A 25,095-nucleotide genomic window follows, 5' to 3' on the forward strand; every position below is an offset into this window, starting at 1 on the left:
TTACCCGTTCCGACGGTGCGTGACTGTCAGATCAGATTCAGGTGGCTCACTTTCTCCTTCCACACCTCCTTGCCCGCGATGAGCGTTTGCGGAAGCGTGCGACCGCAGCACATCTTACCCTGATGGGTTCGCTCGCCGTTGTAATACGCCAGCCAAGTATCGAGATCGGCCTGTAGTTCCTCAAGCGACAGATACAGTTTGCGGCGGAACGCAACCTGATAAAACTCCTGCAGAATGGTTTTGTGGAAACGCTCGTGACCTGCCCGGTGATTTTCGGACCAGTTGAAACTTGAGAGAATGGCTTCCAATGGAGAAAGGAAGTCATGAAGAAGAGCCGGTTTACGGAAGAGCAGATGGTCACGATCCTGCGCGAGGCGGACAAGGCGCCGGTCGCCGAAGTGGCGAAGAAGCATGGGATCAGCGAGCAGACGATCTACAACTGGCGTCAGCATTTCGGCGGGATGGACGCCGCTGATGTGAAGCGCCTGAAGCAGTTGGAGCAGGAAAACGCACGATTGAAGAAGATGCTGGCCGAGCGTGATCTCGAACTCGACGTGATGAAGGAGATCAACGCAAAAAATGGTGAGCGCGCCCGCTCGCCGTCAGCAGGTTGCCTACGCGAAAGCGCGTGGTCTGTCGGAGCGGCGAGCGTGCGCGCTGATGTCGGTCGCGAGGTCGGCCCTGAATTACAAGTCGAGGCTGGCCGGGCGTGATGCGCCGGTGCTGGCGGCGATGTGTGTTCTATCGGCACAATATCCGCGCTACGGTTACCGTCGCATCCAGATTTTTCTGGATCGGCAAGGCCATCCGATGAGCGCCGACCGGGCTTGGCGACTGTGGCGGCTCGCGGGCTTGCAAGTGCCTCGCAAACGCCCACGCCGGCGAGTATCAGTGCATCGCCCGCGGCCTCAGCCTGCCACGACGGCTCGGCATGTCTGGGCCTATGACTTTGTGTTCGATGCCTGCGCCAACGGCCAGCAGTTGAAGTGTCTGACGGTGATCGACGAATACACGCGCGAATGCCTGGCCATCGATGTGGCAGGGTCGATTCGCTCGGGGCGGGTGATCGAAGTGTTGTCACGGCTGGTCAGCTTGCACGGTGCGCCACGTTACCTGCGGTCGGACAATGGCCCGGAGTTCGTGTCACGCGCCATTCTGAAATGGGCTGCTCGGAACGGCATGGAGATGGCGTTGAGCGATCCCGGAAAGCCATGGCAGAACGGTACGGATGAAAGCTTCAACGGCAAGTTCAGGGACGAATGTCTGAGCCTGGAGTGGTTTCGGACACGGCTCGAGGCCAAGGTCGTCATTGAGCAATGGCGGCGTCACTACAATGGCATTCGGCCGCATTCGAGTCTGGCCTATCTGACGCCCAACGAGTTTAAGCAGCGATACTGTTCAACTGAAGCAATCGAGGCCGTTCCCCAAGATTGAATCGGTCCGAAGAAATCAGGCAGGTCAGCTCACCGAGCCGGCATAAACAAATCAATCGCCACCGGTAGCCCGTCCTCGGTGCCCCGGAGCGACATCGGCAGGGCAGGCCGAGCGACGCGGAAATCTGGAGCGCGGTGGTGGGTGTCCACACCTCGGCCGGGCCGAGCACCAGCCCGCAGACGCGGCGTTGGTAGAAGAACACGGGCCGCCGCGCGGCAATGATCGAGATGAGAGTAGGGGCACTGACGAGGGGAGGGCATGACGGTCGACACCCGGCATCAGTGATTGCCGCCATAGTGGCATTGCGGCAATTTATCCAAGATCGACGCTCGAAACCGTGTCGGGCCTGCTTCGTGCAACTGTCGCGCGCCCGAATTCGATTCCACGACCGGCGGTGCCAGACGGCTGGCGTCCGCCGCGCTCGGGGCCCTCGCGCGTGTGGCCCGGGCGTTGCCTTACCCGGCCCGCAGCGCCTAAAGTAACGCGACCGGTGCCCGCGCGGGCACCGGTCGCGCCCAGGCGCCGTCCAGCCGCCGTTCACCGTCTACCCAGGAGCCACCTTGCTATTCTCGATCGCCGCGATCTTCATCGGCGCCGGCCTCGGCGCGCTGCTGCGCTGGAGCCTGAGCCTCGCGCTCAATCTGGTCTTGCCTCACCTTCCGCTCGGCACGCTCGCCTCGAATCTGATCGGCGGCTACCTGATCGGCGTGGCAATCGTCGTGTTCAACACCAAGGCGGGCCTGCCGCCGGAGTGGCGGCTGTTCGTGATCACGGGATTCATGGGCGGCCTCACCACGTTCTCGACCTATTCGGCCGAGGTGGTGCAGCACGTGGTGGACGGGCGGCTGGGCTGGGCGGCGACCGTGGCGTTCGTGCATCTGATCGGCTCGTTCACGCTGACGCTGCTCGGCATCCTGACGGCGCGCGCGTTGCTGCTAGCGGCCTGAGCCGCACCGCGCGCGCCGGCAACGCGTGGGCGAGGCCCGGCCGCGCCGCGGCGCATCCGGGGCGGCCGCGCGGGCACGCCGGGCGTTCAGAGCGTAAACAGCGTCATCGAGATCGCCGTGCGCGTCACGATCATGATCAGTACCTGGACGATCACGAACAGCAGGATCGGGGAGAGATCGAGGCCACCCAGGTTCGGCAGCACGCGGCGCAGCGGATTGAGCAGCGGCGCGGTCAGCGGGAACAGGATCTCCATGGCCGGCGAGCGCGGATTGAGCCACGACAGCAGCGCCATCAGGATCGTCATCCACAGCACCAGATTCAGTGCCCATTTCACGAGGGTCAGCAGCGCGACGATCACGAGCGTGGGCAGCATCGACAGCGCGTCGATACCGGCCAGCGACATCATCAGCAGCACGTACACGAACGCGGTGAGCAGCGCGGCCACTACGCTGGCCCAGTCGATGCCGCGCGTGCCGGTGATCACGCGGCGCAGCGGCAGCACGATCCAGTTGGTGGCCTGCAGCACGGCCTGCGTGACGGGGTTGTAGGGAGGCACGCGCACCGCCTGCATCCAGGCGCGCAGCAGCAGGGCGGCGCCGAACAGCGTGAACACGGTGTTGAGGAGAAAGCGGGCGATTTCGCCGAGCATCGTTGAAATCCTTAGTATGGCTGTCGGGTAGCGTGCGGCCACCGCATCAAGATGGCCTGCATCGGGCGTCACCTTATCACGGCTCGCGGCTCGCTGGGGCAGGCCGAACCAGGTGCTCGGCGAGCAGCGTCTCGACGCCGCCGGCCAGCGCGTCGAGTCCGGCGGGCGGTGCCGTGCGGCGCCTGGCCAGCGCCACGGCTCGGCGCGTCATCAGCGCGTAGAGCACGGCGTGGTCGCCGCCCAGCTCGTCGAGCAGCGCGAGCTGCCGCTCGACGATGCCGGCGTCACCGCGCGAGACCGGCCCCGCCAGTGCATTGGCGAGCCCCTTGTCGCGCGCGGTTTCGAGAGTGCCGGACAGCATCGGCAGCAGCGCGCGCAGCGCGTCGGCCTCGTCCATGCCGAGTTCGCGCCACAGCGCGACGGCTTCGGCCAGGCCGCACAGCGCGAAGCTCGCCGCGTAGTTCGCGGCTGCGTGGTAAAGCATCCGGCCGCCGGCCGGAATCGTCAGCGGATGGCAGCCGAGCGCGGCGGCAAGCGCGTCGAGCACGGGGCGCAGCGTGCCGCCGGCCTCGATCGTGACCGAGCAGCCAGCGATGCGCGTCAAGTCGGCATCGCCGCCGCCGAACAGGTAGAGCGGGTGGAAGCCACCCGTCTGCGCCTGCTGCGCGCGCGCGGGCGCCAGCAGTTCCAGGCTCGACGCGCCGCTGCAGTGGACGAGCGCCTGCGTCGGCGCGCGGGCCGGATCGAAGCGCAGCGACGCGGCCACCGGGCCGATGCCGTCGTCGGAGACGGTCAAAAAGATCAGTTCGGCAGCATCCACCACGGCCTGCGCACTCGCGGCGGCCACGCAGCCGTCGATTCGCGCGGCGAGCGCCTGCGCGGGCGCCGGCGAGCGGCTCGCAATCGCGACCACGGGAAAGCCGGCCTGCGCGAAGCGGCGCGCGAGGCAGTGGGCGAGCCTGCCGGCGCCGATGAAGCCGAGACGAGGAACGGACGGAAGGGACATGACGGTCATGGCGCGAACGGCACGGAATGAATCGATCAACCGCCAGTATCCCGTATTTGATGCGATACCCACAGGCACGAGGCAAAACCGGGGCGCAATCCGACGCAATCGCCGGGCAACGGCGGCAGCGCCGCGCGGGATTTGTAATCAATCATTACCTGTCCCATCGCGGCTTCGGGAATAGCTATCGGAAAAGCTGACCGATTCGCTGGATCGATTGCAAGCCCGCGGTCCGGCCGGCGGCCCTGGCGAGCCGTTCCACGCCGTGAAAGGCCGCGCCGGGCGCGCCTCGGGGGGGCGCGGCAATTGCAATTTGCAACAAATGCGGATGGTTCGCGGGAAGGGATTTCGCTACATTGAACTCATACAGCAAGGCATCCGTCGCTGTCCACGTGGCCGGCCACGCAGTGCCGCCAGGAGAACCGAAGTGAAAAAACTCATTCCGCTCATTGCTGCTGCCGCGCTCGGCCTCGGGGTCGCGAGCGCCGCCCAGGCCCATGTTTCGATCGGTGTCGGCATCGGCCTGCCGCTCGCACCGGCCTACCCGGTCTACGCCGCGCCGCCGCCCGTCGTCTACGCGCCGCCGCCGCCGCCCCCGCCGCCGGTTGTCTATGCGCCGGCGCCCGTCTACTACGGGCCGCCGCCCGTCGTCGTCGGCGGCTACTACGGCCGCCCGTATTGGCACCATCACGGCTATTACGGCCGCGGCTACTACGGCCGCCCCTGGTAATCACCGGCACGCGGACACGCGCCGTCGCGGCGCGACAAGGGAAACCGTGTCGCGCCGCTGGTTTTTGGGCTGGGATAGCGGCGGCCGGGGCGGCGACAGAGGACTAGAAAGCGCGCCGCCGCGGCGCCCCGAAGCGGTAGCCGCGTGACACCCCGTGCACCGCGAACACGCGGCTCAGCCCCGCCGACCGGCGAAGATGAACCGGCCCGCCGGCTGCGCGGCACCGGCCCGCATCGCGCTCAACCGAGTCCGATCTCTTTCCAGAGCGTATCGACGCGCGCCTTCACGCTGGCTTCCATCTCGATCGGGCGGCCCCACTCGCGCTGGGTCTCGCCAGGCCATTTGTTGGTGGCGTCGATGCCCATCTTCGAGCCGAGGCCGGCCACCGGCGAGGCGAAATCGAGGTAGTCGATCGGCGTGTTGTCGACCAGCACGGTGTCGCGCACCGGGTCGACGCGGGTGGTGATCGCCCAGATCACCTCCTTCCAGTCGCGGATGTTCACGTCCTCGTCCACCACCACGATGAACTTCGTATACATGAACTGCCGCAGGAAGCTCCAGACGCCGAACATCACGCGCTTCGAGTGACCGGCGTAGCTCTTTTTCATCTGCACGATCGCCATCCGGTAGCTGCAGCCCTCGGGTGGCAGATAGAAGTCGGTGATCTCGGCGAACTGCTTCTGCAGCAGCGGCACGAACACCTCGTTGAGCGCGACGCCCAGCACGGCGGGCTCGTCCGGCGGCTTGCCGGTATAGGTCGAGTGGTAGATCGCGTCGCGGCGCATCGTGATGCGCTCGACGGTGAACACGGGAAACCACTCCTGCTCGTTGTAGTAGCCGGTGTGGTCGCCGTACGGGCCTTCGAGCGCATGTTCGTAGGCAAAGGCGCCGCGCGTGCCGGCCGGCCGTGGCGGCGCGCCGGCGGGCGCGGGCTCTGGCGTGCCCGTCTGCGGGTAGATGAAGCCCTCGAGCACGATCTCGGCGCGCGCCGGCACCTGCAGCCCGTCCACGCCCGGTGTCAGGCACTTCGCCAGTTCGGTGCGCGCGCCGCGCAGCAGCCCGGCGAACTGGTATTCGGACAGCGTGTCGGGCACCGGCGCGACGGCCCCGAGCGTGGTGGCGGGGTCGGCGCCGAGCACCACGGCCACCGGGTAGGGCTTGCCGGGGTGGGCGAGCGCGAATTCGCGGAAATCGAGCGCGCCGCCGCGATGCGCGAGCCAGCGCATGATCAGCTTGTTGCGGCCGATCAGTTGCTGACGATAGATGCCCAGGTTCTGCCGCGTCTTGTTCGGGCCGCGCGTGACGGTCAGCCCCCAGGTCAGCAGCGGGCCGATGTCGCCGGGCCAGCAGGTCTGGATCGGCAGCTTGTGCAAATCGACGTCGGCGCCTTCCCAGACGAGCTCCTGGCACGGCGGCGCGGACACCGTCTTCGGCGCCATGTCCCACACCGCCTTGGCGAGCGAGAGCAGCTTGCCGGCGTCGGCCAGGCGCTTCGGCGGATCGGGCTCCTTCAGCGCCGAGAGCAGGCGGCCGATATCGCGCAGCGAAGTCAGCGCCGCGGCGTCGTCGGCCGCGTCGGCGTCCACGCCCATGCCGAGCGCCACGCGCCGCGGCGTGCCGAACAGGTTGCCGAGCACTGGAAACCGATAACCCTGGGGGGCGTCGAACAGCAGGGCCGGGCCGCCGGCGCGCAGCACCCGATCGCAAAGCTCGGTCATTTCGAGCACGGGCGACACGGGCTGCGTGACCCGACGAAGCTCGCCGAGACCTTCGAGGCGCTGGGAAAAATCGCGTAAGTCTTTGTATTTCATCGGAGTATTGCCGGCGCTCGAACATCGGGCGCGATGGCGGCGCAGGGCGCCGGAAATCGAGCAACGATTCTACCCGGGGTGGCTCCGGGCAGCGCGATCCGCGAATTTGGTAGACCCCCCTGAAAGCCAGACGCTGCGCGGCTTTCCGAGCCGCCTGGTAATAAATGATTACTTTTTGTTATGTTTTCTCGATTTTATAGTGTTGACGATCTATAAAACCCTCCCTAGAATCCGCTCACATTGTTTGCCGGACCCCTGGCTGACAACCAGTCTCCGGTCTTCCAGACGCTTCGCGTCGCCGTTAGCCGTGACCTGTACGGCATGACGGTTGTTGTCGTCCGAGCCAGCGCCTTCGCGACGCTGGTTTTTTGCGTGGGAGCCACCGCGCGTCAGTCTGCCCGCCGGGCACTGACCTCAAGCCGCCGTGGCCCCGAACGGTACACATACCGTTTCTCCGACGTCGCCGCCCGATCCGGGCGAGCAACGTCCTGATTCTGCGGCCACGCGTCCTTCTCGCTACCGAGTCGAGCGAGCCGCACGAGTCATGTTCATGGGAGATCTGAATGAACGCTTGGTTATCGTGGCGTCCCTCCGAACGGCATGCGCAGTTGCTGCGTGAAGTGCTGCGCCGGGGGACGCGTGTCAGCCACCATCTTTTCAGCGTCGTCGGCGGCCTGGCCGTGGTCGTCGCGTTCGCGCTCTGGATGTTGCCGAACGCTCGCGGCACGCTGGCCGCAAAGCTGATGCCGGTGCTGTCGGCCGCCGTCAAGGCGGGGCCGGCACGGCTGCTGTCCGGACACCCGCTGCCCGCGTTCGGTCCCGGCAATGCCGATGAGGACGTCGACGCCGACGGCTCGCCGGTCTCGCCGGTGTCCTATGCCCCGTCCGGCCCGGCCGCGGGCGACGTCGCCACGGCCGACGACGCGGGCCGCAACGGCCAGTCGCCGGTGACGCTGGCGAAGCTGATCCCGGCCCAGCGCGTCGCGGCCGACGCGCGCGATGACCGCGTATTCACGAGCCGCGAGCAGGCGCTCGTCGCCACCTATCTCGCGCGCCGCTACCACGTCGCGCAGGAGCCGGTCGGCCAGCTGGTGAAGGCCGCGTTCCAGACCGGTCACGACATCGGCCTCGATCCGATGCTGCTGCTGGCGGTGATGGCGATCGAATCGGGCTTCAATCCCTATGCGGAAAGCGGGGTCGGCGCGCAAGGGCTGATGCAGGTGATGTCGAAGATCCATTCCGACAAGTTCGAATATGCGGGCGGCACCGACGCGGCGCTGCGCCCGGTCGTCAACATCCAGGTCGGCGCACTGGTGTTGAAGGACTGCATCGCGCGCGGCGGCTCGCTGGCGGGCGGCCTGCGCCTGTACAACGGCGTGACGGGCACCGACGACGGCGGCTACAGCGCGAAGGTGCTGGCCGAGCGCGGCCGGCTGCGCGACGTCGCGCGCGGCCGCAACGTGTCGATCTACGCGCCGCAGTTGCCGGCCCCGGTCACCACCGCGGCCTCGGGCTCGTCGTCCGCGCCGGCCGCTGGCCAGAAGCGCGTGCAGGCGACGCTCGACGGCGCGCACCCGATCGCGATCAAGGCGAGCGCGCCGGTCGACGCGAAGACCTCGTCGCAGTCCGACGCGAGCGCCGATACGGGCGCCAAGCACGACGGTTCGTCGGAAGTCGGCACCTGAGCGGCCGGGCCGTTCCGGCGGCCACGGCAACCAGCAAGGCAAACAGGGCACCTTCGGTGCCCTGTTCTCTTTGGCGGCCGCGCGGCCGAATCGGGGCTTAGCGCGGCCCGTGCGGCTCGCGGCCGAACATCGCGCCGAGCCGGGCGACCGCTTCCTCGAGCCGTTCGTGGGCGGTGGCGTAGGACAACCGGATGTACTCGCGCGGCGCGTGCAGGCCGAAGTCCAGGCCCGGCACCAGCACCACGCCGGCTTCCTGCAGCATCGCGTCGACGAGCCTCGCGCTGTCGCCCGCGGCCGGATGCGCGACGCCGCTGCAGCGCGCGTAGACGTAGAACGCGCCGTCGGGCATGACCGGCACCTCGAAGCCGAGCGATTCGAGCGCGGGCACGATGTAGTCGCGGCGGCGCATGAACTCGAGGCGGCGCGCCTCGTAGACGGCCAGCGTGGCCGGCTCGAAGCAGGCGAGCGCCGCGTGCTGGGCCAGCGCGGACGCGCAGATGAACAGGTTCTGCGCGAGCTTCTCGAAGGTGCCGACCAGCGCTGGCGGCACCACCAGCCAGCCGAGCCGCCAGCCGGTCATATTGAAGTACTTCGAAAAGCTGTTGACCGTGATGACGTTATCGTCGAGCGCCAGCGCGGAGACGGGCGGGCCGTCGTAGCTGAGGCCCTGGTAGATCTCGTCGATGATCGCGAAGCCGCCGCGCGCGCGTACCGCGGCCAGGATGCGGCCCAATTCGTCGGGCGCGAGCGAGGTGCCGGTGGGATTGGACGGCGAGGCGAGCAGCACGCCGCGCGTGCGTTCGCCCCAGCGCGCCGACACGTCCGCGGCGCTGAGCTGGAAGCGCGCCTCGGGACCGCTTGGCACCAGCACCGGCCGGCCTTCGGCGGCCGCCACGAAGTGCCGGTTGCACGGGTAGCACGGATCCGGCATCAGCACCTCGTCGTCGCGGCCGACCAGCGCGAGGCAGGCGAGCAGCAGCGCCGCCGACGCGCCGGCCGTGACGACCACGCGCTCGGGCGCGATCGCGAGCCCGTAGGCCCGTGCGTAGTGGGCGGCGATCGCCTCGCGCAGCGGCGTGATGCCGAGCGCGCTCGTGTATTGCGTCACGCCGCGCCGCATCGCGGCGGCGGCAGCCTCGACCACCGGCTCGGGGGCCGTGAAATCGGGCTCGCCGATGCTCATGTGGATCACGTCGCGCCCCGCCTGTTCGAGCAGCGCGGCCTGCTTGACGACTTCCATCACGTAGAACGGCTGGATCGCGTCAATGCGCGAAGCCAGCCGGATCAGCGATTCGGCGGCAGTATTCATGTCCGGGACCGGAAAGAGATGAGGCGCGGGCGCCGCGCGGCGCCCGCGCGGGTCACGCGTTGCGGCGGGCGGCGGCCTCGTCGGGGCGCAGCTTGAGGGCCAGCTTGTCTGCCACGCCGTTGACGTACTTGTAGCCGTCTGAGCCGCCGAAGGTCTTGGTCAGCTCGACCGCCTCGTTGATCACGACGCGGTACGGCGTCTCGATCTGGTGCTTCAGCTCGAACGTGGCGATCAGCAGCACCGCGCGTTCGACCGGCGAGAGTTGCTCGAGCGGGCGGTCGAGGCATGGCGTGAGCACCGCGGCGAGATCCGCGTGCTCGCGGATCACGCCGTACAGGATCGTCTCCAGCAGTTCACGATCGGCCTTGTCGTAACCCTGCGCGCCGCGCAACTGCGCGTCGATCTCGCCGGTGGACGCGTTCGACAGCAGCCACTGATACAGGCCTTGCGTCGCCAGTTCGCGCGATTGTCGGCGTGCGCTCTTCTTCATGCGCGTTCCTCTTCGTCGTCTTCGTCCTCGTCTTCCTCGTCCTCGTTGAGCTGGTCGAGCGTCATCGTGAGGTTGGCCATTTCCACCGCCGTGCGCGCCGCGTCGCGACCCTTTTCGGTCATGCGCGCGATGGCCTGCTCGTCGTTCTCGGTGGTCAGCACCGCGTTGGCGACGGGCGTGTTGAAGTCGAGTGCGATGCGCGAGATGCCGGCACCGCTCTCGTTCGAGACGAGTTCGAAATGATAGGTTTCGCCGCGGATCACGGCGCCGAGCGCGATCAGCGCGTCGAACTGGTTGCTTTCCGCGAGCTTTTGCAGCGCGAGCGGGATTTCCAGCGCGCCGGGCACCGTCACGAGCAGCACGTCCTCGCCGGCCACGCCGAGGCGTTCGAGTTCCTCGACGCAGGCGTCCGCGAGGCCGTTGCAGACCGGCTCGTTGAAGCGCGATTGCACGATGCCGATACGCAGGCCTTCGCCTTCGAGATTCGGTTGATATTGTCCGATTTCCATGTTCGTTCCGTGGTTGGATTCAGCGTGAATAAGGAGCGGCAGCCAAAAGGCGAGAGCCGGGCGGGTCAGGCCGCGGAGGCCGCGCCGCCCGGCATCGGCACGAAGCCCGTCGCCTCGAGCCCCCAGCCCGACATGCTGCCGAGCTTGCGCGGGTTCGCGAGGACCTGCATCTTGCCGACGCCGACGTCGCGCAGGATCTGCGCGCCGATGCCGAACGTCTTGAAGTCGACCGGGCGGCGCTTGAGCACCGCGGCCTTTTCCTCCTCGTCGAACGCGCGGAACACCTCGACGAGATGCTCCTTCGTGTCGCCGCAGTTCAGCAGCACGATCGCACCGAGATCGCGCTCGGCGATCTCCTTCATGGCCGCGTCGAGCGTCCACGAGTGCGTCGAGCTGCTGGTTTCGAGCAGGTCGAGCACCGAGAGCGGTTCGTGGACGCGCACCGGCGTTTCGCGGTCGGGCGTGGGCGTGCCGCGCACCAGCGCGATGTGCGGCGAGCCGGTGGGCTTGTCGCGATAGAGCACGGCCTGGAACGCGCCGTGCGCAGTCTGCATGGTGCGCTCGGCCACGCGCTCGACGATCGATTCGGTGCGGCTGCGGTAGTGGATCAGGTCGGCGATCGTGCCGATCTTGAGGCCGTGTTCCTGGCTGAACGCGATCAGGTCGGGCAGGCGCGCCATCGAGCCGTCGTCCTTGATGACCTCGCAGATCACCGCCGCCGGCGTGAGGCCCGCGAGCGCCGTGAGGTCGCAGCCGGCCTCGGTGTGGCCCGCGCGCACCAGCACGCCGCCCGGCTGCGCCATGATCGGGAACACGTGGCCGGGCTGGACGATCTCGTCGGCGCGCGCGTCGCGCTTGACGGCCGTGGCGATCGTGTGGGCCCGGTCGGCCGCCGAGATGCCGGTGGTCACCCCCTCGGCCGCCTCGATGCTGACCGTGAACGCGGTGCCGTACTGCGTGCCGTTGCGGTAGGTCATGAGCGGCAGGTTCAGCGCCTTGCAGCGCTCCTGCGTGAGGGTCAGGCAAATCAGGCCGCGGCCGTAGCGCGCCATGAAATTGATCGCTTCCGGCGTGACGAATTCGGCCGCGATGACCAGATCGCCTTCGTTTTCGCGATCTTCTTCGTCGACGAGGATCACCATCCGGCCGGCTTTCAGCTCGGCGATGATGTCGGGCGTGGAGGCGAGCGTCATATCAGAAAAGGGGGAGACGGGAGAAAAGCGCTATTTTACGTCACGCGCGCGCCGCTGCCTCGGAAATCCGGCGGCGCCGGGCGGCGGCCAAGGCCTCGGAGGGGCTGGACGGGCTGCGGCGCCGCAGCCGTGCCCGCACCACCCGCTGCCTGTCCGTTGCCCGCCCGGTACCTGCACCTGTCCGATACCGCGAGCCCCGTTTCACTGCGAGACCGGCCGGCCCGTCCGCGCGTCCCGCGTCGTCCCCGCCTTGGCGTCGGCGCTCTCCGGCGCCTCGCCGTCCTGCATGCCCGCCTTGAAGCCCTTGATGGCGCCGCCGAGATCCGAGCCGAGGCTGCGCAGCTTCGTGGTTCCGAACACGAGCGAGACGATTGCCAGAACGATCAGCCAGTGCGTGATGCTGAGGCTACCCATGATCTGCTCCTTGCGTGGTTGGTGAGTGCACCCGGTGGGCGCGTCGGGCGCCGGCCCGATGAACCAGCGCGTGCGCCGATCCTAAGCGCGATCGCGCCGGCGATGCATCAAAGCTGCTGATGCATTCGCCAAGAAATCGTGATTGTTCATGCGCCGTGCGGCTCCCTAGTATGGACGTCACGGAGCGGATGGCGGGCTTCGCTGCCGCGGTGGGCCGTCACGACATGACGCGACGTGTCGGCCCACGCCGGCACCGCGCCCCGCCGCTTGCGCCGGCGTTCCGCGCCGCGTGCCGGAGCGGCGCGGCGGCCGGAGCCATCGAAACGCTATATTCAGGAGAGCAGAGCATGACCGATTTGAAACGTCGTAGCGTGCTGGTCGGCGCGGCCGCGGGCGCCGTGGCGCTGGGGGCGGCGGCCGCCGCGAAGGCGGCCGAGTTCGGCAATCCCGACATGCCGGCGCAGGGCGCCATCAACTCGACGCCGATCGCGATTTCCGATCCGGGGCCGCAGAGCCCGCAGCTGCGCGGCGCGCTGCCGTCGTTCAGCAATCCGCCCGCCACCGACGTCGGCGGCATGCCGATCCCGTGGGCCTCGTTCAATCTCGCGCACAAGCGCATCCAGGCAGGCGGCTGGGCACGCGAGGTGACCACCAAGGCGTTCCCGGTGTCGAAGGACATCGCCGGCGTGAACATGCGGCTCGGGCCGGGCGGCGTGCGCGAGCTGCACTGGCACCAGCAGGCGGAGTGGGCGATCATGGTGAGCGGCCAGGTGCGCATCACCACCATCGATACCAAGGGCCGCGCCGAGGTGGCCGACGTGCAGAGCGGCGATATCTGGTATTTCCCGCCGGGCCTGCCGCATTCGCTGCAGGGGCTGGGCGACAACGGCGGCGAATTCGTGCTGGCGTTCGACAACGGCGCGGCCGGTGAATTCAACACGCTGATGCTGTCCGACTGGCTCGCGCATACGCCGCCCGAGATCCTGGCGCAGAACTTCGGCGTGCCGGCCGAGAAGTTCAAGGAGATTCCGCTCGAGCAGCTGTGGATCTACCAGGGCGCCAAGGCCGGCCCGCTCGCCGCCGACCAGGCCTACGCGGCCTCGCCGGACGGTCGCCCCGATCATCCGTTCGTGTTCCGCATGAGCGCGATGGCGCCGACCCGCTCGACCGCGGGCGGCGAGGTGCGGATCGTCGACAGCCACAACTTCCCGGTCTCGAGGACGGTGGCCGCCGCGCTCGTGACGGTCAAGCCGGGCGGCCTGCGCGAGCTGCACTGGCACCCGGACAACGACGAATGGCAGTACTTCATCAAGGGCACCGGCCGCATGACGGTGTTCAACACCGGGCCTGCCGCGCAGACCGTCGATTTCAGCCCCGGCGACGTCGGCTACGTCGAGAAGAACCTGGGCCACTACATCAAGAACACCGGCAAGGAGGACCTGATGTTCCTCGAGATCTTCAAGTCGGATCACTTCGCGGAGGTCACGCTCTCGCAGTGGCTGGCCGGCGTGCCGCGCCAGTTGCTGCGCGAGCATCTGCGCGTGGACGACGAGACGCTCGACGCGATCCACGACCTGAAGCGCCGCCGCGACGTGATCGCCTGAGCGCGAACCCGCCGCACGGCGCGCCACCGCATTCGAGGCTGCCGCGCGGCGGATTCGGAATCCCTTGTCGAGACCCGGCCATGCCGGGAAGAGGCCCTCATCATGCTGATGGCAATCAAACGAACCGCCGGCTATGCCCTGTCCGGCACGGCGACCACCGACACCGTGAGCGCGATGCGCGAGGTGCTCGACCACCGGCGCCGCGGCGCTCGCGCGCTGCTGTCGTTCGCCGGGCCGGCCGTGATCGCCTCGGTCGGCTACATGGACCCGGGCAACTTCGCCACCAACATCCAGGCCGGCTCGACCTACGGCTATGAGCTGCTGTGGGTGGTGCTGCTGTCTTCGCTGGTGGCGATGCTGTTCCAGGCGATGTCGGCCAAGCTCGGCATCGTCACCGGGCGCAGCCTCGCCGAACTCTGCCGCGAGGCCTTCCCGAAGCCGCTCGTGATCGGCATGTGGGTCGGCTCCGAGATCGCGGCGATGGCCACCGACCTGGCCGAGTTCATGGGCGCCGCGATGGGCATCGCGCTGCTGTTCCATCTCGCGATCGGCTGGGGGCTCGCGATCACGGGCGTGGTCACGATCGGCATCCTGTCGCTCGACGCGCGCGGCTTCCGCCCGCTCGAGATCGTGATCGCGGCGCTGATCACGGTGATCGGCCTGAGCTACCTGGGCGAACTCGTGATCGCGCCGCCCGACTGGCACGCCGCGATCTTCCACACCCTCGTGCCGCATCTGCACGGTAGCGAGGCGCTGATGCTGGCCGTGGGCATCGTCGGCGCCACCATCATGCCGCACACCATCTATCTGCACTCGGGCCTCACGCAGAACCGCGCGCCGGCCCGCAACGACCAGCAGCGCCGGCGCCTGGTGCGCTTCTCGAACCGCGAGGTGGCGATCGCGCTCGGCTTCGCCGGCTTCGTGAACCTCGCGATGGTGGCGATGTCGGCCTCGGTGTTTCGCGAGCATGCGCCCGGCATCTCCGACATCACGGCCGCCTATCACACGCTGACGCCCGTGCTCGGCACCGGCGCGGCCGCGCTGTTCCTGGTCTCGCTGCTGGCCTCGGGCATTTCCAGCTCGGTGGTGGGAACCCTGGCCGGCCAGTCGATCATGCAGGGCTTCGTCGGCATGCGCATGCCGGTGATGGCGCGCCGCCTCGTCACGATGGTGCCGGCGGTGGTGGTCTGCCTGACCTGCAATCCGATGCGCGCCATGATCGACAGCCAGATCGTGCTGAGCCTGGTCCTGCCGGTGCCGCTCGTCGCGCTGGTGGTGCTGTCGGCGCGCCGCTCAGTGATGGGTCGATTCGTGGCGGGCCGCGGGTTGCTGGTTGCCGCCGGCCTCGCCACCGGCGTGATCGTGGTCCTGAACGCGATGCTGATCTGGCAGGCCGTCGTCGCGTAGCAGCGCGCGCGTGCGCAGCGCCACCTCGAGCCCGGCGCTGCCGGCGACCATCGGCCGAGCAGACGGAGCAGCGAGCGGCTGGCGCTGACGATCCATGCCCGTATGTAGCTTGTCGATTCCCGTGAAATGCGCGAGCCGCGCGCCGCCCTCGGCCAGAAGGAATTGCCGGAAGCGCAGCGCGGCCGGCGGCAGGTGCCGATCGGCGCGATGCACCACGCGCCAGCAGCGCCGCAGCGGAAAGCCCTGCACGTCGAGGATCGCCAGCAGGCCCGCGCGCAGCTCCGACTGAACGGTCTGGACGGGCAGGCAGCCGATGCCCATGCCGGCCATCACCGATTGCTTGATGGCCTCGGCGCAGCCGATCTCCATGAAGCGCGGCGCGAACGGCTGGCCGCGGAACGCGTCGTCGGCGGCGCTGCGCGTGTCGGTGCCGGCCTCCCTGACGAGCAGGCATTCGCCGGCGATGCGCTCGGACGGGATGTCGTGCGCACCGGCCAGCGGATGGACGGGCGAGGCGACCAGCACGAACGGGTTCGGCGCGAAGGCGTCGGCGACGATCGCGGTGTCCTCCGGCGCGTGGACCAGGATCGCGAGATCGATGCCGTCGTTGCGCAGCAGGGCGATCAGCTGGTCGCGGCTGCGCACCGTCATGTTGAGCTCGAAGCCCGTCTCGCCCTGCATGAACGCACCGATCAGGTGCGGAAAGAAATAGCTGCCGGAGGTGATGAGCCCGACGCGCATCTGCTCGCCGCCGCCGATCCTGAGCGTGGCCAGCGATTGTTCGGCGGCTTTCAAATCGGCAAGGATCACCCTGCTGTGACGTAACAGCAGCTGGCCCGCCTCGGTCAGCGAGATCCGCCTGCCGGCATGGCTGAACAGCGACACGCCCGCCTGGTCCTCCATCTGCTTGATCTGCATCGAGACGGCGGGCTGGGTCAGGTGCAGGTCCTCGGCCGCGCGCGAGAAGCTCAAGTTGCGTGCAACACTTTCGAAAGTCTTGAGTTGGCGAATTGTTATATTTTTCATAAGAGGCCGTGTCTCCAATGAGAAGGTGTTAACGCGTCCTTGAATGAAACCGGGTAACTCGTTCGCAGTGTAGTCCGAAGCGTGCCGGCATGGATCGCCGAGAAAACATGGGATATCCGCAAATTGCCTTCCGCTGTACGGCATTCGGAAAATCGCGAATGGATACGAAGTAAAACATTGAATAGGGCGCGCCAGCGTATTGGAGTCGCGCCTGAAAATGATTGGAAAAATAGTCGGAAAAAGTGCCCGGGCGTAGCCGAGGCCACGCATCGCACGATTCGTCTGCGCCCCGGCAGCCGTGGCCGCAGGCGAGCGGCGCGCATGTCCGAGTGGAGCGCGGAGCGACGCGGATCGTCGCCCGTCATCGCGAGGCCGAAGTCTGTCTTTCAGGGCGTCTTGCCGCTGCGCGGCGCGCACGTCACCGCAAGCCTTGCCGGTGGCAATCCGCGAGGATTGCGATGGCTTTGCCCGCCGGTCGGAGCGGCGGCGGGGGGCAGGACATGAAGGCTGCCGGCGGTGGTCGAACAGCCTGCGAGCCGATGTCGCTCGTGCGGCTGGGGCGCTTCCTGCGCGGTGGGTTCACGAGGCACCAGGAAAAGGGGCCGCCGATGGCCGCTGCGAATGGAGAGTGGAGCATGCGCGCGCGTGGACGCGTTCGATCGCGCCGACTCGAGCTACGCGGGGCCGCACAGCCGCAGCGGCGTGCGCGCGGGGCCGCAAGGCAAGGCGCGCGGCCGATCACGGCGTCGGCCTGCCGATCGCGTCGGCCAGGCGCGGCCGTCGAGCGCGCTCCGTCTGCCTGCCGTCGTCCGTCAGCCGGGCGGATTCCGCGAGGCCGCGGCAGACGGCCGGGTCGCAAGGAGAGGGTTACTGCAACGGGCTGGCGGCATCCCGAGACGCCCCGAGCATCCGCTCCACATACCGCGCGATCATGTCGATCTCGAGATTGACTTTCACTCCCGGCTTCAGATGGCGCAGCGTCGTCATCTGCACCGTGTGCGGAATCAGATTGATCGAGAATTCGCAGCCGTCCTCGCGATCGGCGACCGCGTTCACCGTCAGGCTCACCCCGTTGACCGTGATCGAGCCTTTATGGGCGAGATACTTGCCGAGTGCCTTCGGCGCCAGCACGCGCAGTTCGTGCGACTCGCCCACCGGCGCGAAATGCGTGACCGTGCCGAGCCCGTCCACGTGCCCCGAGACGATATGGCCGCCGAGCCGGTCGTGCGCGCGTAGCGCCTTCTCCAGATTCACCTCGCCCGGCTCGGTCAGCCCCACGGTGCGGTTCAGGCTCTCGCGCGACACGTCGACGGTGAAGGTCTGCGCCGTCTTCTCGATCGCCGTCATGCAGGCGCCCTGGATCGCGATGCTGTCGCCGAGCGCGACGTCGTCGAGATCGAGGCCGCCGGCGTGGACGACGAGGCGCACGCCGGCATCGGCGCCGTTGCCGAGCGGGGCGATGGTTTCAATGCGGCCGACAGCCGCGACGATTCCGGTAAACATCGTGTGAATTCCGTGGACGAGAAGAATCAGGAGGCCGGCGCGCCGGCCAGCCGCGCGAGCACGCGCAGGTCGTCGCCGATCCGGTCGATCGAGTGGTACTGCAGCACCGTGCGCTGGGCCAGCGTGGGCGGCGTCGCGATATTGAACATGCCGGCCGCCTCGGGGCCGAGCAGGGTGGGCGCCAGATAGACGAGCAGCTCGTCCACGCAGCCCTCGCGCAGCAGCGAGCCGTTCAGCTTGTGCCCGGCCTCCACGTGCAGTTCGTTGATGCCGTGCCTGCCGAGCGCGGCGAGCATGGCGGGCAGGTCGACCTTGCCGTTCGCGTCGGCGAGCGGGATCACCTCGGCGCCGCGATCGCGCAGCGCGGCGGCACGGGCCTCGCTGGCGGCGTCGAGCCTGCCGCAGAACACGAGGATCGGCGCGCCGGCCAGCAGCTTCGCGTCGAGCGGCAGGTCGAGGCGGCTGTCCACCAGCACGCGCAGCGGCTGGCGCGGCGTGTCGATGTCGCGCACGGTCAGCCGCGGATCGTCCTCGAGCACGGTGCCGATGCCGGTCAGGATCGCGCAGGCGCGTGCGCGCCACGCGTGGCCGTCGCGGCGCGCGGCCTCGCCGGTGATCCACTGGCTCTCGCCGGTGGGCAGCGCGGTGCGGCCGTCGAGCGAGGCGGCGATCTTCATTCGCAGCCACGGGCGGCCACGCGTCATGCGCGAGACGAAGCCGATGTTCATCTCGTGCGCTTCCTGGGCGAGCAGCCCGCAGCGCACCTCGATGCCGGCGTCGCGCAGCATCGCGAGGCCGCGCCCGGAGACGGCCGGATTCGGATCCTCCATCGCGGCGATCACCCTGGCTACGCGCGCGTCGATCAGCCCCTGCGCGCACGGCGGCGTGCGGCCGAAGTGGCTGCACGGCTCGAGCGTGACGTAGACGGTTGCGCCACGCAGGTCGTGGCCGCGCGAGCGCGCGTCCTTCATGGCCTGCACCTCGGCGTGATCCTGCCCGGCCGGTTGCGTGTAGCCCTCGCCGATCACCACGCCGTCCTTCACGATCACGCAGCCGACCCGCGGATTCGGCGTGGTCGTATACATCCCGCGCGACGACAGGTCGAGCGCGCGTTGCATGTGCGCGAAATCGGTATCCGAGAACATCCGGTGCTCCGTGGTAGGTCAGGCGGCCAGCGCGGCGAAGGCGCGGCGCGCGGCGGCGAGCGTCGCGTCGATCACGGCGTCGTCGTGGGTGCTGGAGACGAAGCCGGCCTCATACGCGGACGGTGCGAAATAGACGCCTTCGTCGAGCATCAGGTGGAAGAAGCGGTTGAAGCGCGCGATGTCGCTCTGGGTCACGTCGGCGAAGCTGGTCGGCACGGCCTCGGTGAAGTAGAGGCCGAACATCGCGCCGATCGCATCGGCGCTGAACGCGACGCCGGCCGCGCGCGCCTCGGCGGCGAGGCCGTCGGCGAGGCGCCTCGTCTGCGCGGCGAGCGCGTCGTAGAAGCCGGGCGCCTGGATCAGCTGCAGCGTCTTCAGGCCCGCGGCCACGGCGATCGGGTTGCCCGACAGCGTGCCGGCCTGATAGACGCCGCCGAGCGGCGCGAGCTGCGCCATGATGTCGCGGCGCCCGCCGAACGCCGCGGCGGGCATGCCGCCGCCGATCACCTTGCCCAGGCAGGTCAGGTCGGCCTGGATGCCGTAGTGCTGTTGCGCGCCGCCGAGCGCGACGCGGAAGCCGCACATCACCTCGTCGAAGATCAGCACGGCGCCGTGCTTCGTGCAGAGCGCGCGCAGCGCGTTCAGGAATTCGGCGGTGCCGCGCACGAGGTTCATGTTGCCGGCCACGGGCTCGACGATCACGGCGGCGATCTCGTCGCCGAACGCGCCGAACGCTGCTTCGAGCTCGGCCACGTTGTTGTACTCGAGCACGGTGGTGTGCTTGGCGATGTCGGCGGGCACGCCGGCCGAGGTCGGGTTGCCGAACGTCAGCAGGCCCGAGCCGGCCTTCACGAGCAGGCTGTCGGCGTGGCCGTGGTAGCAGCCCTCGAACTTCACGATCCGGCTGCGGCCGGTGAAGCCGCGCGCCAGGCGCAGCGCGCTCATGGTGGCCTCGGTGCCGCTCGATACCATCCGCACCTGCTCGATCGAGGGCACCAGCTTGCAGATCTCCTCGGCGATCTCGATCTCGGCCTCGGTGGGCGCGCCGAACGAGAAGCCGTCGGCGAGCACGGCCTGCACGGCGGCCAGCACCTCGGGATGAACATGGCCGACGATCATCGGCCCCCACGAGCCGATGTAGTCGATATAGCGCTGCCCGTCGGCGTCCCAGAAGTACGGGCCTTGCGCGCGCGACACGAAGCGCGGCGTGCCGCCCACCGAGCGAAAGGCGCGCACGGGCGAGTTGACGCCGCCGGGAATGGTTCGCTGGGCGCGTTCGAAGAGCGTTTGATTGTTCGACATGGATAAGGACCCGCGGTGAGAGGCGGCGGCCGGGCGGGGCGCGACGACCGCCGCGTCGTCCCAGCCGCGAACGCACGAAACCGTGCGAACACAATGGGCAGATTGTACCGAAGAGTGGCGCGGCGGGTCGCCGGCCGGGGCGGGGCGCCAGCGCGCGCGGGCGTGTTCGGCCCGCTACAGCGGCGGGGGCTTGCGCCGGCCGGTCAGTTCGGCCCAGCGCTTTTCCAGTGCGCCCTCGGCCACCGGCTTGATCGAGATGCCGGAGGTCTGCGCGTCCCAGGTCTGCACCGAGAACGGATGCACGCGCAGCGCGTCGCGCGGGATCACGGTCTCGGCGTGGCCGTCCACGAGCCAGTCGTAGACGAAGTCGATGCAGAGCCGGTAGCCGCGCTTCGTGCCGGCGTCGGCGACCTCGTAGGGCGCGCGCGTCACGTAGCCGGAGCCGAACACGCCCCTGGGCTCCTGGGCGACGCGGTGCAGGAACACGCGATCGCCGGGCAGGATGCTGCGCGAGAAACCGCAGCCCCAGACGTCGCGCACGGCCTCGCCGGCGCGCACGCGCGCGGCGAGTTCGGGCAACTCGGGCCACGGCCATTTCCGGGGGCTCCAGATCAGCAGGAAGGCGGTCATGTCGGTCGGGTCAACGGGGTTCTCGGGCGGGGGGCGCGAATTCGGGGGCAGCGCCTGCGCGAGCTTACCCGATCGCCGCCGGCGCCGCGTCGATGCGCGTGCACCGGCCCGGCGGCGGGGCCGGACGAACGATTTCGGACAAGCGCGTACAATTACCGCTTTGCGGCGGCCGTCCGGCCGCCCGTCCCGCCCGAGCCGGGCCGCGCCGAATCGCGTCGAACCGCCTCGCGGCGAAGCGAGCCGAAGCGGGCGAAGTCCCGGCCGCTCCCGAGAATTTCCCATGTCGAATCTGGTACGGCGCCGGCCCGACGCCCGGCTCATCCTGTTGCTCGGCGCGCTCGCCGCCTGTGGTCCGATCGGCACCGACATGTACCTGCCGAGCATGCCGTCGGTGGCCGAGAGCCTCGGCACCAGCGCGGCGGCCGTGCAATGGACGCTCACCAGCTTCATTGCGGGCTTCTCGCTCGGCATGCTGCTGTACGGCCCGCTGTCCGACGCGCTCGGGCGCCGGCCGGTGCTGCTCGGCGGCATCGTGCTGTTCACGGTGGCGGGCGTCGGCTGCTTCGTGGCGCCGAGCATCGGCGCGCTGATCGTGCTGCGCTTCCTGCAGGCGCTCGGCGCGGGCGCGGCCTCGGTGTTGTCGCGCGCCATCGCGCGCGACGCGCACGAACCGGCCGACGCGGCCCGCGTGCTGTCGATGGTGGCCATCGTCACCTCGGTCGGCCCGCTGCTCGCGCCGCTGCTGGGCGGGCAGATCCTGCGCTTCGCCGGCTGGCGCACGGTGTTCGTGGTGCTGGCGGTGTTCGGCCTCGGCTGCGCGATCGCCGCGTTCCTGAAGGTGCCGGAGACCTGGCCTAAGGAGCGGCGCCGGTCTTCGGCGATCCTGGGCTCGTTCGCGTCCTACGGGCGCATCATCGGCGATCCGGTGGCCTGGGGGCACATGCTCTGCGGCGGCATGGCGTTCGCCTCGATGATCACGTACATCACCGCCACGCCGTTCGTCTACATCGAGTATTTCCACGTCTCGGCGCAGCACTACGGCCTGCTGTTCGGCCTGAACATCATCGGCATCATCATCGGCAACTTCATCAACACGCGCGTGGTCGGCCGGCTCGGCTCGCTGCGGCTGATCTCGGCGGCCTCGCTGGTGAGCAGCATCGCCTCGTTCGCGGTGGCGTTCTTCGCGCTGACGGGGATCGGCGGGCTCTGGTCGATCGTCGCGGGGCTGTTCTTCGTGGTCGGCGTGATCGGCCTGCTGTCGGCCAACTGCTCGACCGATCTGATGCACCGCTATCCCCACAACGCGGGGGCCGCGGCCGCCGTGTTCGGGGCGATGCAGCTCGGGCTGGGCGCCGTGGCGAGCGCGGTGGTGGGGCTGCTGGCCGACGGCACGCCGTTCGGCATGGGCGTGACCATCGCGATCACGGGCGCGCTGTGCCTGATGGGCCGCAGGCTCGTGCTGCGCTGGCACGGCCGGCCGGTGCGCGGCGACTGAGGCCGCGCACCGCGGGACGCACGGGAAGGCGCCCGCGGCCGAAGCCGCAAGGCGAAGCGCGAAACGACACCGGGCCGGCGCCCGAAAGCGCCGGCCCGGCTTGTCTTGGCTTGGGATCGACCCGCGCGGTGCCGGCCCGGCGCCGCTTCAGCGACCCGGCGGCGGCGCGCGCCGCTTCATTCGCGCGCGGCCGCGGGCGCCGCGCCGTGGCTGAGCCAGTCGAGCACGTCGGCCGATTCGTCGTCGCCGGCACGCGAGCGCGCCTGCGCGACCGCCTCGGTGATCTCGGCGTTCGGCGCGGCGCGCCGGATCGCGACGCCCACCGCCAGGATGTCGATCATCACGAGGTGCAGGATCCGCGAGATCATCGACAGCTGCGACTCGCGCATCTCGATGTGGTCGGTCTCCAGCGCCACCGTCGCGCGCTTGGCGAGCGGCGTGTTGCTGGAGGTGATCGCGATCACCTTGGCGCCGGCCTGCATCGCCACTTCGAGCACGCGCAGCAGCTCGGGCGCGCGGCCCGACTTCGAGACGGCCACGATCACGTCGCCCTTGCCGAGCAGCGCGGCCGAGGCGGCCTGCATGTAGAGGTCGCCGTAGGCGATGGTCGGAATCCCGAAGCGGAAGAACTTGTAATGCGCGTCCTGCGCGACGATGTTCGAGTTGCCGAGCCCGTAGAACTCGATGCGCCGCGCGCCGTTCAGGATCTCGATGGCCTGCGCGACGTGCTCGAAGTTCAGGTGCTCGCGCAGCTGCAGGATCGCCGAGACCGTGTTGTCGAGCACCTTCGCGCCGAAGTCGGTGGCCGTGTCGCCGAGATGGACCTGGCTGTGGCTCATCGGGATGGTGCCGGTCAGGCCGGTGGCGAGCTTGAGCTTGAAGTCGGACAGCCCCTGGCAGCCGAGCGAGCGGCAGAAGCGGATCACGGTGGGCTGGCTCACGTCGGCCTTGCGCGCGATGTCGACGATCGGATCGTTGATGATCGAGCGCGGATGGTTCAGCGCGAGGTCGGCCACGCGGCGCTCGGCCGGCGTGAGCGCGTCGCGCATCTGGCGGATCCGCTCGAACACGGCCGACGAGGCGCCGCCCGTGCGGTTCGACAACTGCTCGGCGAGGATCGCCGAGACGCCGAGGAATGCCGGATAGTCGGCGGTGATCAGGTAGGTCGGCACGTTCGCGAGGTACTCGGAAAAGCGCCCTTTCTGCTCGAAGCGCTCGCGAAAGCGCGACTTCAGGAACAGCTCGCCGAGCTTCAGCACCACGCCGCCGCCGATGTAGACGCCGCCGAGCGAGCCGAGCGTGACGGCGAGGTTGCCCGCGAAGGTGCCGAGGATCGCGCAGAACACGTCCACCGCCTCGAGCGCGAGCGCATCGCCCGCATGGGCCCGCTCGACCACCTCGGGCGTGCCGAAGCCCGACGGCACGCGCTTCTTGTCGCGCCCGGCCAGTGCCCGGTAGACGAGCTCGATGCCGGGCCCCGCGCAAACGCGCTCGAACGAGACGTGCGCAAACTTCTTGCGCGCGTACTGCATGACCAGGTCCTCGCGCTCGTCCATCGGCGCGAAGCTGGCATGGCCGCCTTCGCTGCCGAGCGCGATCCAGCGGTCGTCGGCCGGGATCAGGCCCGACACGCCGAGCCCGGTGCCCGGCCCCATCAGGCCGATCACGCTGTTCTGGCGGCGCGTGCCGCCGCCCACCTGCTGGCGCTGCGCGTCGGTCAGGCCGGGCAGCGCCATTGCGAGCGCGGTGAAATCGTTGACCACGAGCAGCGTGTCGAAGCCCAGCGCGCGGCGCGTGGCCTCGATCGAGAAGCTCCAGTCGTGGTTGGTCATGCGCACCTGGTCGCCGTCGACCGGGTTCGCGATCGCGATCGCCGCGTGGTTGACGCGGCCGATCTTGGCGTCCTTCAGATACTTGCGGATCGCGTCGGTCAGCGTCGGGTAGTCGGCGCCGGGGTAGACGCGGATCTGCGTGATCTCGCCGGGGCCGACCTCGAGCGCGAAGCGCGCGTTGGTGCCGCCGATGTCGGCCAGCAGGCGCGGGCCGTCGGCGTGCTGGCCCGCTGCCGGTTTAGTTTGCGCACCAGTAGACATCGAGCTTGGTCCCCTTGTCGTTGGCCAGTTGGGAAATCGCGTTGCGCTGCGGCGCCGCGGCGGCGGCCTCCAGCACCTCGCGCTTGCGGGCGCCGGCGATCAGGAGGAACAGGCGCTCGACGTGGCGCAGCGCGTCGAGCGACAGGCTCACGCGCGGATGCGGCGCGGCGCCGGGATGCACGGCCACGTAGCGCGCCGGCGTGCTGATCGCCAGTTCCCACTCGGGCGCGTCGGCGAAAAGCGAGGCGGTGTGGCCGTCCTCGCCCATGCCGAGCACGGCGACGTGCGGCAGCCGGTACGCCGGGTCGGCGTTCAGCGCGGCGACCTGGGCGTCGAGCGTGCGCGAGACGTCGACGAGCGGCTGGAAGCGGGCGGCGGCCGCTGCGTTCTGCAGCAGCGTGTCGCGCACCAGCCGTGCGTTGCTCGCGCCGTCGGTGTCGGCCACCCAGCGGTCGTCCACCAGCGTGACGTCGACCTTCGCCCAGTCGAGCGGGTAGCGGGACAGCGTTTGCAGGAACGGGCGCGGGCTGGTGCCGCCCGACACGGCGAGCGTCGCGCGCGCGTGCTCGGCGAGCGGCGCTTCCAGCGCCGCGCGCACCGCCTGCGCGAGCGCCTCGCACTGCGCGTGCGGGCTTTCGAATGCGTGAAGCTCGATCACTTCTCCTCCAGGCTGCTCTTATTGATTTCGGACATCATGGATTGCCGATGCCGC

Annotated in this window: 23 protein-coding genes; 7 read left to right on the forward strand and 16 right to left on the reverse strand. The window is 69.1% G+C overall.

Annotated elements, in window-relative coordinates; genetic code table 11:
• Nucleotides 1-26: 26 nt before the first annotated feature.
• Nucleotides 27-413, reverse strand: coding sequence for an integrase core domain-containing protein (locus KS03_RS33095; RefSeq protein WP_255220023.1), 387 nt, complete (start codon nucleotides 411-413; stop codon nucleotides 27-29).
• Between KS03_RS33095 and KS03_RS21015 the strand changes: the two genes are divergently transcribed.
• Nucleotides 324-1,434, forward strand: a protein-coding gene (locus KS03_RS21015; protein ID WP_085962339.1) for an IS3 family transposase whose coding sequence is annotated in 2 segments (ribosomal slippage) — nucleotides 324-577 and nucleotides 576-1,434 — 1,113 coding nt in all. Because the reading frame shifts where the segments join, the coding sequence is not laid out codon by codon here. The two genes, KS03_RS33095 and KS03_RS21015, sit on opposite strands and share 90 nt — an antisense overlap.
• A 560-nt stretch (nucleotides 1,435-1,994) precedes the next feature.
• Nucleotides 1,995-2,381: a fluoride efflux transporter CrcB gene (gene crcB, locus KS03_RS21020; protein WP_012734859.1), complete on the forward strand. Its 387-nt coding sequence runs from the start codon at nucleotides 1,995-1,997 to the stop codon at nucleotides 2,379-2,381.
• Nucleotides 2,382-2,467: 86 nt separating this feature from the next.
• On the opposite strand, the gene KS03_RS21025 is transcribed toward crcB, so the two are convergent.
• Together KS03_RS21025 and KS03_RS21030 are read right to left on the reverse strand one after the other, a co-directional pair.
• Nucleotides 2,468-3,031 (reverse strand): YggT family protein, encoded by a 564-nt coding sequence (locus KS03_RS21025; protein ID WP_012734860.1) that lies wholly within the window; start codon nucleotides 3,029-3,031, stop codon nucleotides 2,468-2,470.
• A gap of 76 nt (nucleotides 3,032-3,107) precedes the next feature.
• Nucleotides 3,108-4,037 (reverse strand): Rossmann-like and DUF2520 domain-containing protein, encoded by a 930-nt coding sequence (locus KS03_RS21030; protein WP_012734861.1) that lies wholly within the window; start codon nucleotides 4,035-4,037, stop codon nucleotides 3,108-3,110.
• Between the two features lie 427 nt (nucleotides 4,038-4,464).
• Here KS03_RS21030 and KS03_RS21035 point away from each other — a divergent pair, with 427 nt between their 5' ends.
• The gene (locus tag KS03_RS21035) at nucleotides 4,465-4,767 is read left to right on the forward strand and encodes a hypothetical protein (RefSeq protein WP_012734862.1); all 303 of its coding nucleotides are present in this window, start codon (nucleotides 4,465-4,467) and stop codon (nucleotides 4,765-4,767) included.
• 239 nt (nucleotides 4,768-5,006) lie between these two features.
• Here the strand turns inward: KS03_RS21035 and KS03_RS21040 are convergent, their stop codons facing one another.
• Complete coding sequence (locus tag KS03_RS21040) at nucleotides 5,007-6,578, reverse strand: UbiD family decarboxylase (RefSeq protein ID WP_012734863.1); 1,572 nt, start codon at nucleotides 6,576-6,578, stop codon at nucleotides 5,007-5,009.
• Between the two features lie 563 nt (nucleotides 6,579-7,141).
• Here KS03_RS21040 and KS03_RS21045 point away from each other — a divergent pair.
• The gene (locus tag KS03_RS21045; RefSeq protein ID WP_012734864.1) at nucleotides 7,142-8,263 is read left to right on the forward strand and encodes a transglycosylase SLT domain-containing protein; all 1,122 of its coding nucleotides are present in this window, start codon (nucleotides 7,142-7,144) and stop codon (nucleotides 8,261-8,263) included.
• A 97-nt stretch (nucleotides 8,264-8,360) separates the two neighbouring features.
• On the opposite strand, the gene KS03_RS21050 is transcribed toward KS03_RS21045, so the two are convergent.
• The 5 genes from KS03_RS21050 to tatA form a co-directional block, all read right to left on the reverse strand.
• The gene (locus KS03_RS21050) at nucleotides 8,361-9,572 is read right to left on the reverse strand and encodes a pyridoxal phosphate-dependent aminotransferase (protein WP_012734865.1); all 1,212 of its coding nucleotides are present in this window, start codon (nucleotides 9,570-9,572) and stop codon (nucleotides 8,361-8,363) included.
• Nucleotides 9,573-9,624: 52 nt separating this feature from the next.
• Nucleotides 9,625-10,062 carry a transcription antitermination factor NusB gene (gene nusB / locus KS03_RS21055; RefSeq protein ID WP_012734866.1) on the reverse strand — a complete coding sequence of 146 codons (438 nt, stop codon included), beginning with the start codon at nucleotides 10,060-10,062 and terminating at the stop codon, nucleotides 9,625-9,627.
• Nucleotides 10,059-10,571, reverse strand: coding sequence for a 6,7-dimethyl-8-ribityllumazine synthase (ribH, locus tag KS03_RS21060; protein WP_012734867.1), 513 nt, complete (start codon nucleotides 10,569-10,571; stop codon nucleotides 10,059-10,061). The genes nusB and ribH overlap by 4 nt, the downstream gene beginning before the upstream one ends.
• A 65-nt stretch (nucleotides 10,572-10,636) precedes the next feature.
• Nucleotides 10,637-11,764 carry a bifunctional 3,4-dihydroxy-2-butanone-4-phosphate synthase/GTP cyclohydrolase II gene (gene ribBA, locus KS03_RS21065; RefSeq protein WP_012734868.1) on the reverse strand — a complete coding sequence of 376 codons (1,128 nt, stop codon included), beginning with the start codon at nucleotides 11,762-11,764 and terminating at the stop codon, nucleotides 10,637-10,639.
• A 201-nt stretch (nucleotides 11,765-11,965) separates the two neighbouring features.
• Nucleotides 11,966-12,178 carry a Sec-independent protein translocase subunit TatA gene (tatA, locus tag KS03_RS21070; RefSeq protein ID WP_012734869.1) on the reverse strand — a complete coding sequence of 71 codons (213 nt, stop codon included), beginning with the start codon at nucleotides 12,176-12,178 and terminating at the stop codon, nucleotides 11,966-11,968.
• A 347-nt stretch (nucleotides 12,179-12,525) separates the two neighbouring features.
• On the opposite strand from tatA, the gene KS03_RS21075 reads away from it, so the two are divergent.
• Together KS03_RS21075 and KS03_RS21080 are read left to right on the forward strand one after the other, a co-directional pair.
• Entirely contained in the window at nucleotides 12,526-13,782 is a 1,257-nt protein-coding gene (locus KS03_RS21075) for a cupin domain-containing protein (protein ID WP_012734870.1), read from the forward strand.
• A gap of 102 nt (nucleotides 13,783-13,884) precedes the next feature.
• A complete protein-coding gene (locus tag KS03_RS21080) occupies nucleotides 13,885-15,189 on the forward strand; it encodes an Nramp family divalent metal transporter (protein ID WP_012734871.1) in 1,305 nt (434 codons plus the stop codon).
• Here the strand turns inward: KS03_RS21080 and KS03_RS30300 are convergent.
• From KS03_RS30300 to KS03_RS21105, 5 genes are all read right to left on the reverse strand, one after another.
• Entirely contained in the window at nucleotides 15,076-16,485 is a 1,410-nt protein-coding gene (locus KS03_RS30300) for a LysR family transcriptional regulator (RefSeq protein WP_080569286.1), read from the reverse strand. The genes KS03_RS21080 and KS03_RS30300 overlap by 114 nt on opposite strands.
• A 597-nt stretch (nucleotides 16,486-17,082) precedes the next feature.
• Entirely contained in the window at nucleotides 17,083-17,718 is a 636-nt protein-coding gene (locus tag KS03_RS21090; RefSeq protein ID WP_012734872.1) for a riboflavin synthase, read from the reverse strand.
• A 26-nt stretch (nucleotides 17,719-17,744) separates the two neighbouring features.
• Nucleotides 17,745-18,863, reverse strand: a complete 1,119-nt coding sequence (ribD, locus tag KS03_RS21095) for a bifunctional diaminohydroxyphosphoribosylaminopyrimidine deaminase/5-amino-6-(5-phosphoribosylamino)uracil reductase RibD (protein WP_012734873.1) — start codon at nucleotides 18,861-18,863, stop codon at nucleotides 17,745-17,747.
• A gap of 18 nt (nucleotides 18,864-18,881) precedes the next feature.
• Entirely contained in the window at nucleotides 18,882-20,165 is a 1,284-nt protein-coding gene (gene hemL / locus KS03_RS21100; RefSeq protein ID WP_012734874.1) for a glutamate-1-semialdehyde 2,1-aminomutase, read from the reverse strand.
• 174 nt (nucleotides 20,166-20,339) lie between these two features.
• Nucleotides 20,340-20,795, reverse strand: coding sequence for a hypothetical protein (locus KS03_RS21105; protein ID WP_035981712.1), 456 nt, complete (start codon nucleotides 20,793-20,795; stop codon nucleotides 20,340-20,342).
• A gap of 280 nt (nucleotides 20,796-21,075) precedes the next feature.
• Here KS03_RS21105 and KS03_RS21110 point away from each other — a divergent pair, with 280 nt between their 5' ends.
• On the forward strand, nucleotides 21,076-22,290 hold the full coding sequence (locus KS03_RS21110; protein ID WP_035981709.1) for a Bcr/CflA family multidrug efflux MFS transporter: 1,215 nt from the start codon (nucleotides 21,076-21,078) through the stop codon (nucleotides 22,288-22,290).
• 176 nt (nucleotides 22,291-22,466) lie between these two features.
• Here KS03_RS21110 and KS03_RS21115 read toward each other — a convergent pair whose 3' ends face one another.
• Both KS03_RS21115 and pgl read right to left on the reverse strand, forming a co-directional pair.
• Nucleotides 22,467-24,383, reverse strand: a complete 1,917-nt coding sequence (locus tag KS03_RS21115; RefSeq protein ID WP_012734876.1) for a bifunctional transcriptional regulator/glucokinase — start codon at nucleotides 24,381-24,383, stop codon at nucleotides 22,467-22,469.
• A complete protein-coding gene (gene pgl / locus KS03_RS21120; protein ID WP_012734877.1) occupies nucleotides 24,361-25,041 on the reverse strand; it encodes a 6-phosphogluconolactonase in 681 nt (226 codons plus the stop codon). The genes KS03_RS21115 and pgl overlap by 23 nt, the downstream gene beginning before the upstream one ends.
• Between the last annotated feature and the right edge of the window lie 54 nt (nucleotides 25,042-25,095).

The organism is Burkholderia glumae LMG 2196 = ATCC 33617, from assembly GCF_000960995.1.
GTDB lineage: Bacteria > Pseudomonadota > Gammaproteobacteria > Burkholderiales > Burkholderiaceae > Burkholderia > Burkholderia glumae.

What these genes read in the sequence shown, in the direction of transcription:
- nusB (WP_012734866.1), bottom strand. Translation starts at nt 10,062, where the DNA reads ATGAAGAAGAGCGCACGCCGACAATCGCGCGAACTGGCGACGCAAGGC.
- KS03_RS21080 (WP_012734871.1), top strand. Translation starts at nt 13,885, where the DNA reads ATGCTGATGGCAATCAAACGAACCGCCGGCTATGCCCTGTCCGGCACG.
- KS03_RS21030 (WP_012734861.1), bottom strand. Translation starts at nt 4,037, where the DNA reads ATGTCCCTTCCGTCCGTTCCTCGTCTCGGCTTCATCGGCGCCGGCAGG.
- hemL (WP_012734874.1), bottom strand. Translation starts at nt 20,165, where the DNA reads ATGTCGAACAATCAAACGCTCTTCGAACGCGCCCAGCGAACCATTCCC.
- tatA (WP_012734869.1), bottom strand. Translation starts at nt 12,178, where the DNA reads ATGGGTAGCCTCAGCATCACGCACTGGCTGATCGTTCTGGCAATCGTC.
- KS03_RS21090 (WP_012734872.1), bottom strand. Translation starts at nt 17,718, where the DNA reads ATGTTTACCGGAATCGTCGCGGCTGTCGGCCGCATTGAAACCATCGCC.
- KS03_RS21110 (WP_035981709.1), top strand. Translation starts at nt 21,076, where the DNA reads ATGTCGAATCTGGTACGGCGCCGGCCCGACGCCCGGCTCATCCTGTTG.
- KS03_RS33095 (WP_255220023.1), bottom strand. Translation starts at nt 413, where the DNA reads ATGCTTCTTCGCCACTTCGGCGACCGGCGCCTTGTCCGCCTCGCGCAG.
- KS03_RS21115 (WP_012734876.1), bottom strand. Translation starts at nt 24,383, where the DNA reads ATGTCTACTGGTGCGCAAACTAAACCGGCAGCGGGCCAGCACGCCGAC.
- KS03_RS21025 (WP_012734860.1), bottom strand. Translation starts at nt 3,031, where the DNA reads ATGCTCGGCGAAATCGCCCGCTTTCTCCTCAACACCGTGTTCACGCTG.
- KS03_RS21045 (WP_012734864.1), top strand. Translation starts at nt 7,142, where the DNA reads ATGAACGCTTGGTTATCGTGGCGTCCCTCCGAACGGCATGCGCAGTTG.
- ribBA (WP_012734868.1), bottom strand. Translation starts at nt 11,764, where the DNA reads ATGACGCTCGCCTCCACGCCCGACATCATCGCCGAGCTGAAAGCCGGC.
- KS03_RS21050 (WP_012734865.1), bottom strand. Translation starts at nt 9,572, where the DNA reads ATGAATACTGCCGCCGAATCGCTGATCCGGCTGGCTTCGCGCATTGAC.
- ribD (WP_012734873.1), bottom strand. Translation starts at nt 18,863, where the DNA reads ATGTTCTCGGATACCGATTTCGCGCACATGCAACGCGCGCTCGACCTG.
- KS03_RS21075 (WP_012734870.1), top strand. Translation starts at nt 12,526, where the DNA reads ATGACCGATTTGAAACGTCGTAGCGTGCTGGTCGGCGCGGCCGCGGGC.
- ribH (WP_012734867.1), bottom strand. Translation starts at nt 10,571, where the DNA reads ATGGAAATCGGACAATATCAACCGAATCTCGAAGGCGAAGGCCTGCGT.
- KS03_RS21105 (WP_035981712.1), bottom strand. Translation starts at nt 20,795, where the DNA reads ATGACCGCCTTCCTGCTGATCTGGAGCCCCCGGAAATGGCCGTGGCCC.
- KS03_RS30300 (WP_080569286.1), bottom strand. Translation starts at nt 16,485, where the DNA reads ATGCGTGGCCTCGGCTACGCCCGGGCACTTTTTCCGACTATTTTTCCA.
- KS03_RS21040 (WP_012734863.1), bottom strand. Translation starts at nt 6,578, where the DNA reads ATGAAATACAAAGACTTACGCGATTTTTCCCAGCGCCTCGAAGGTCTC.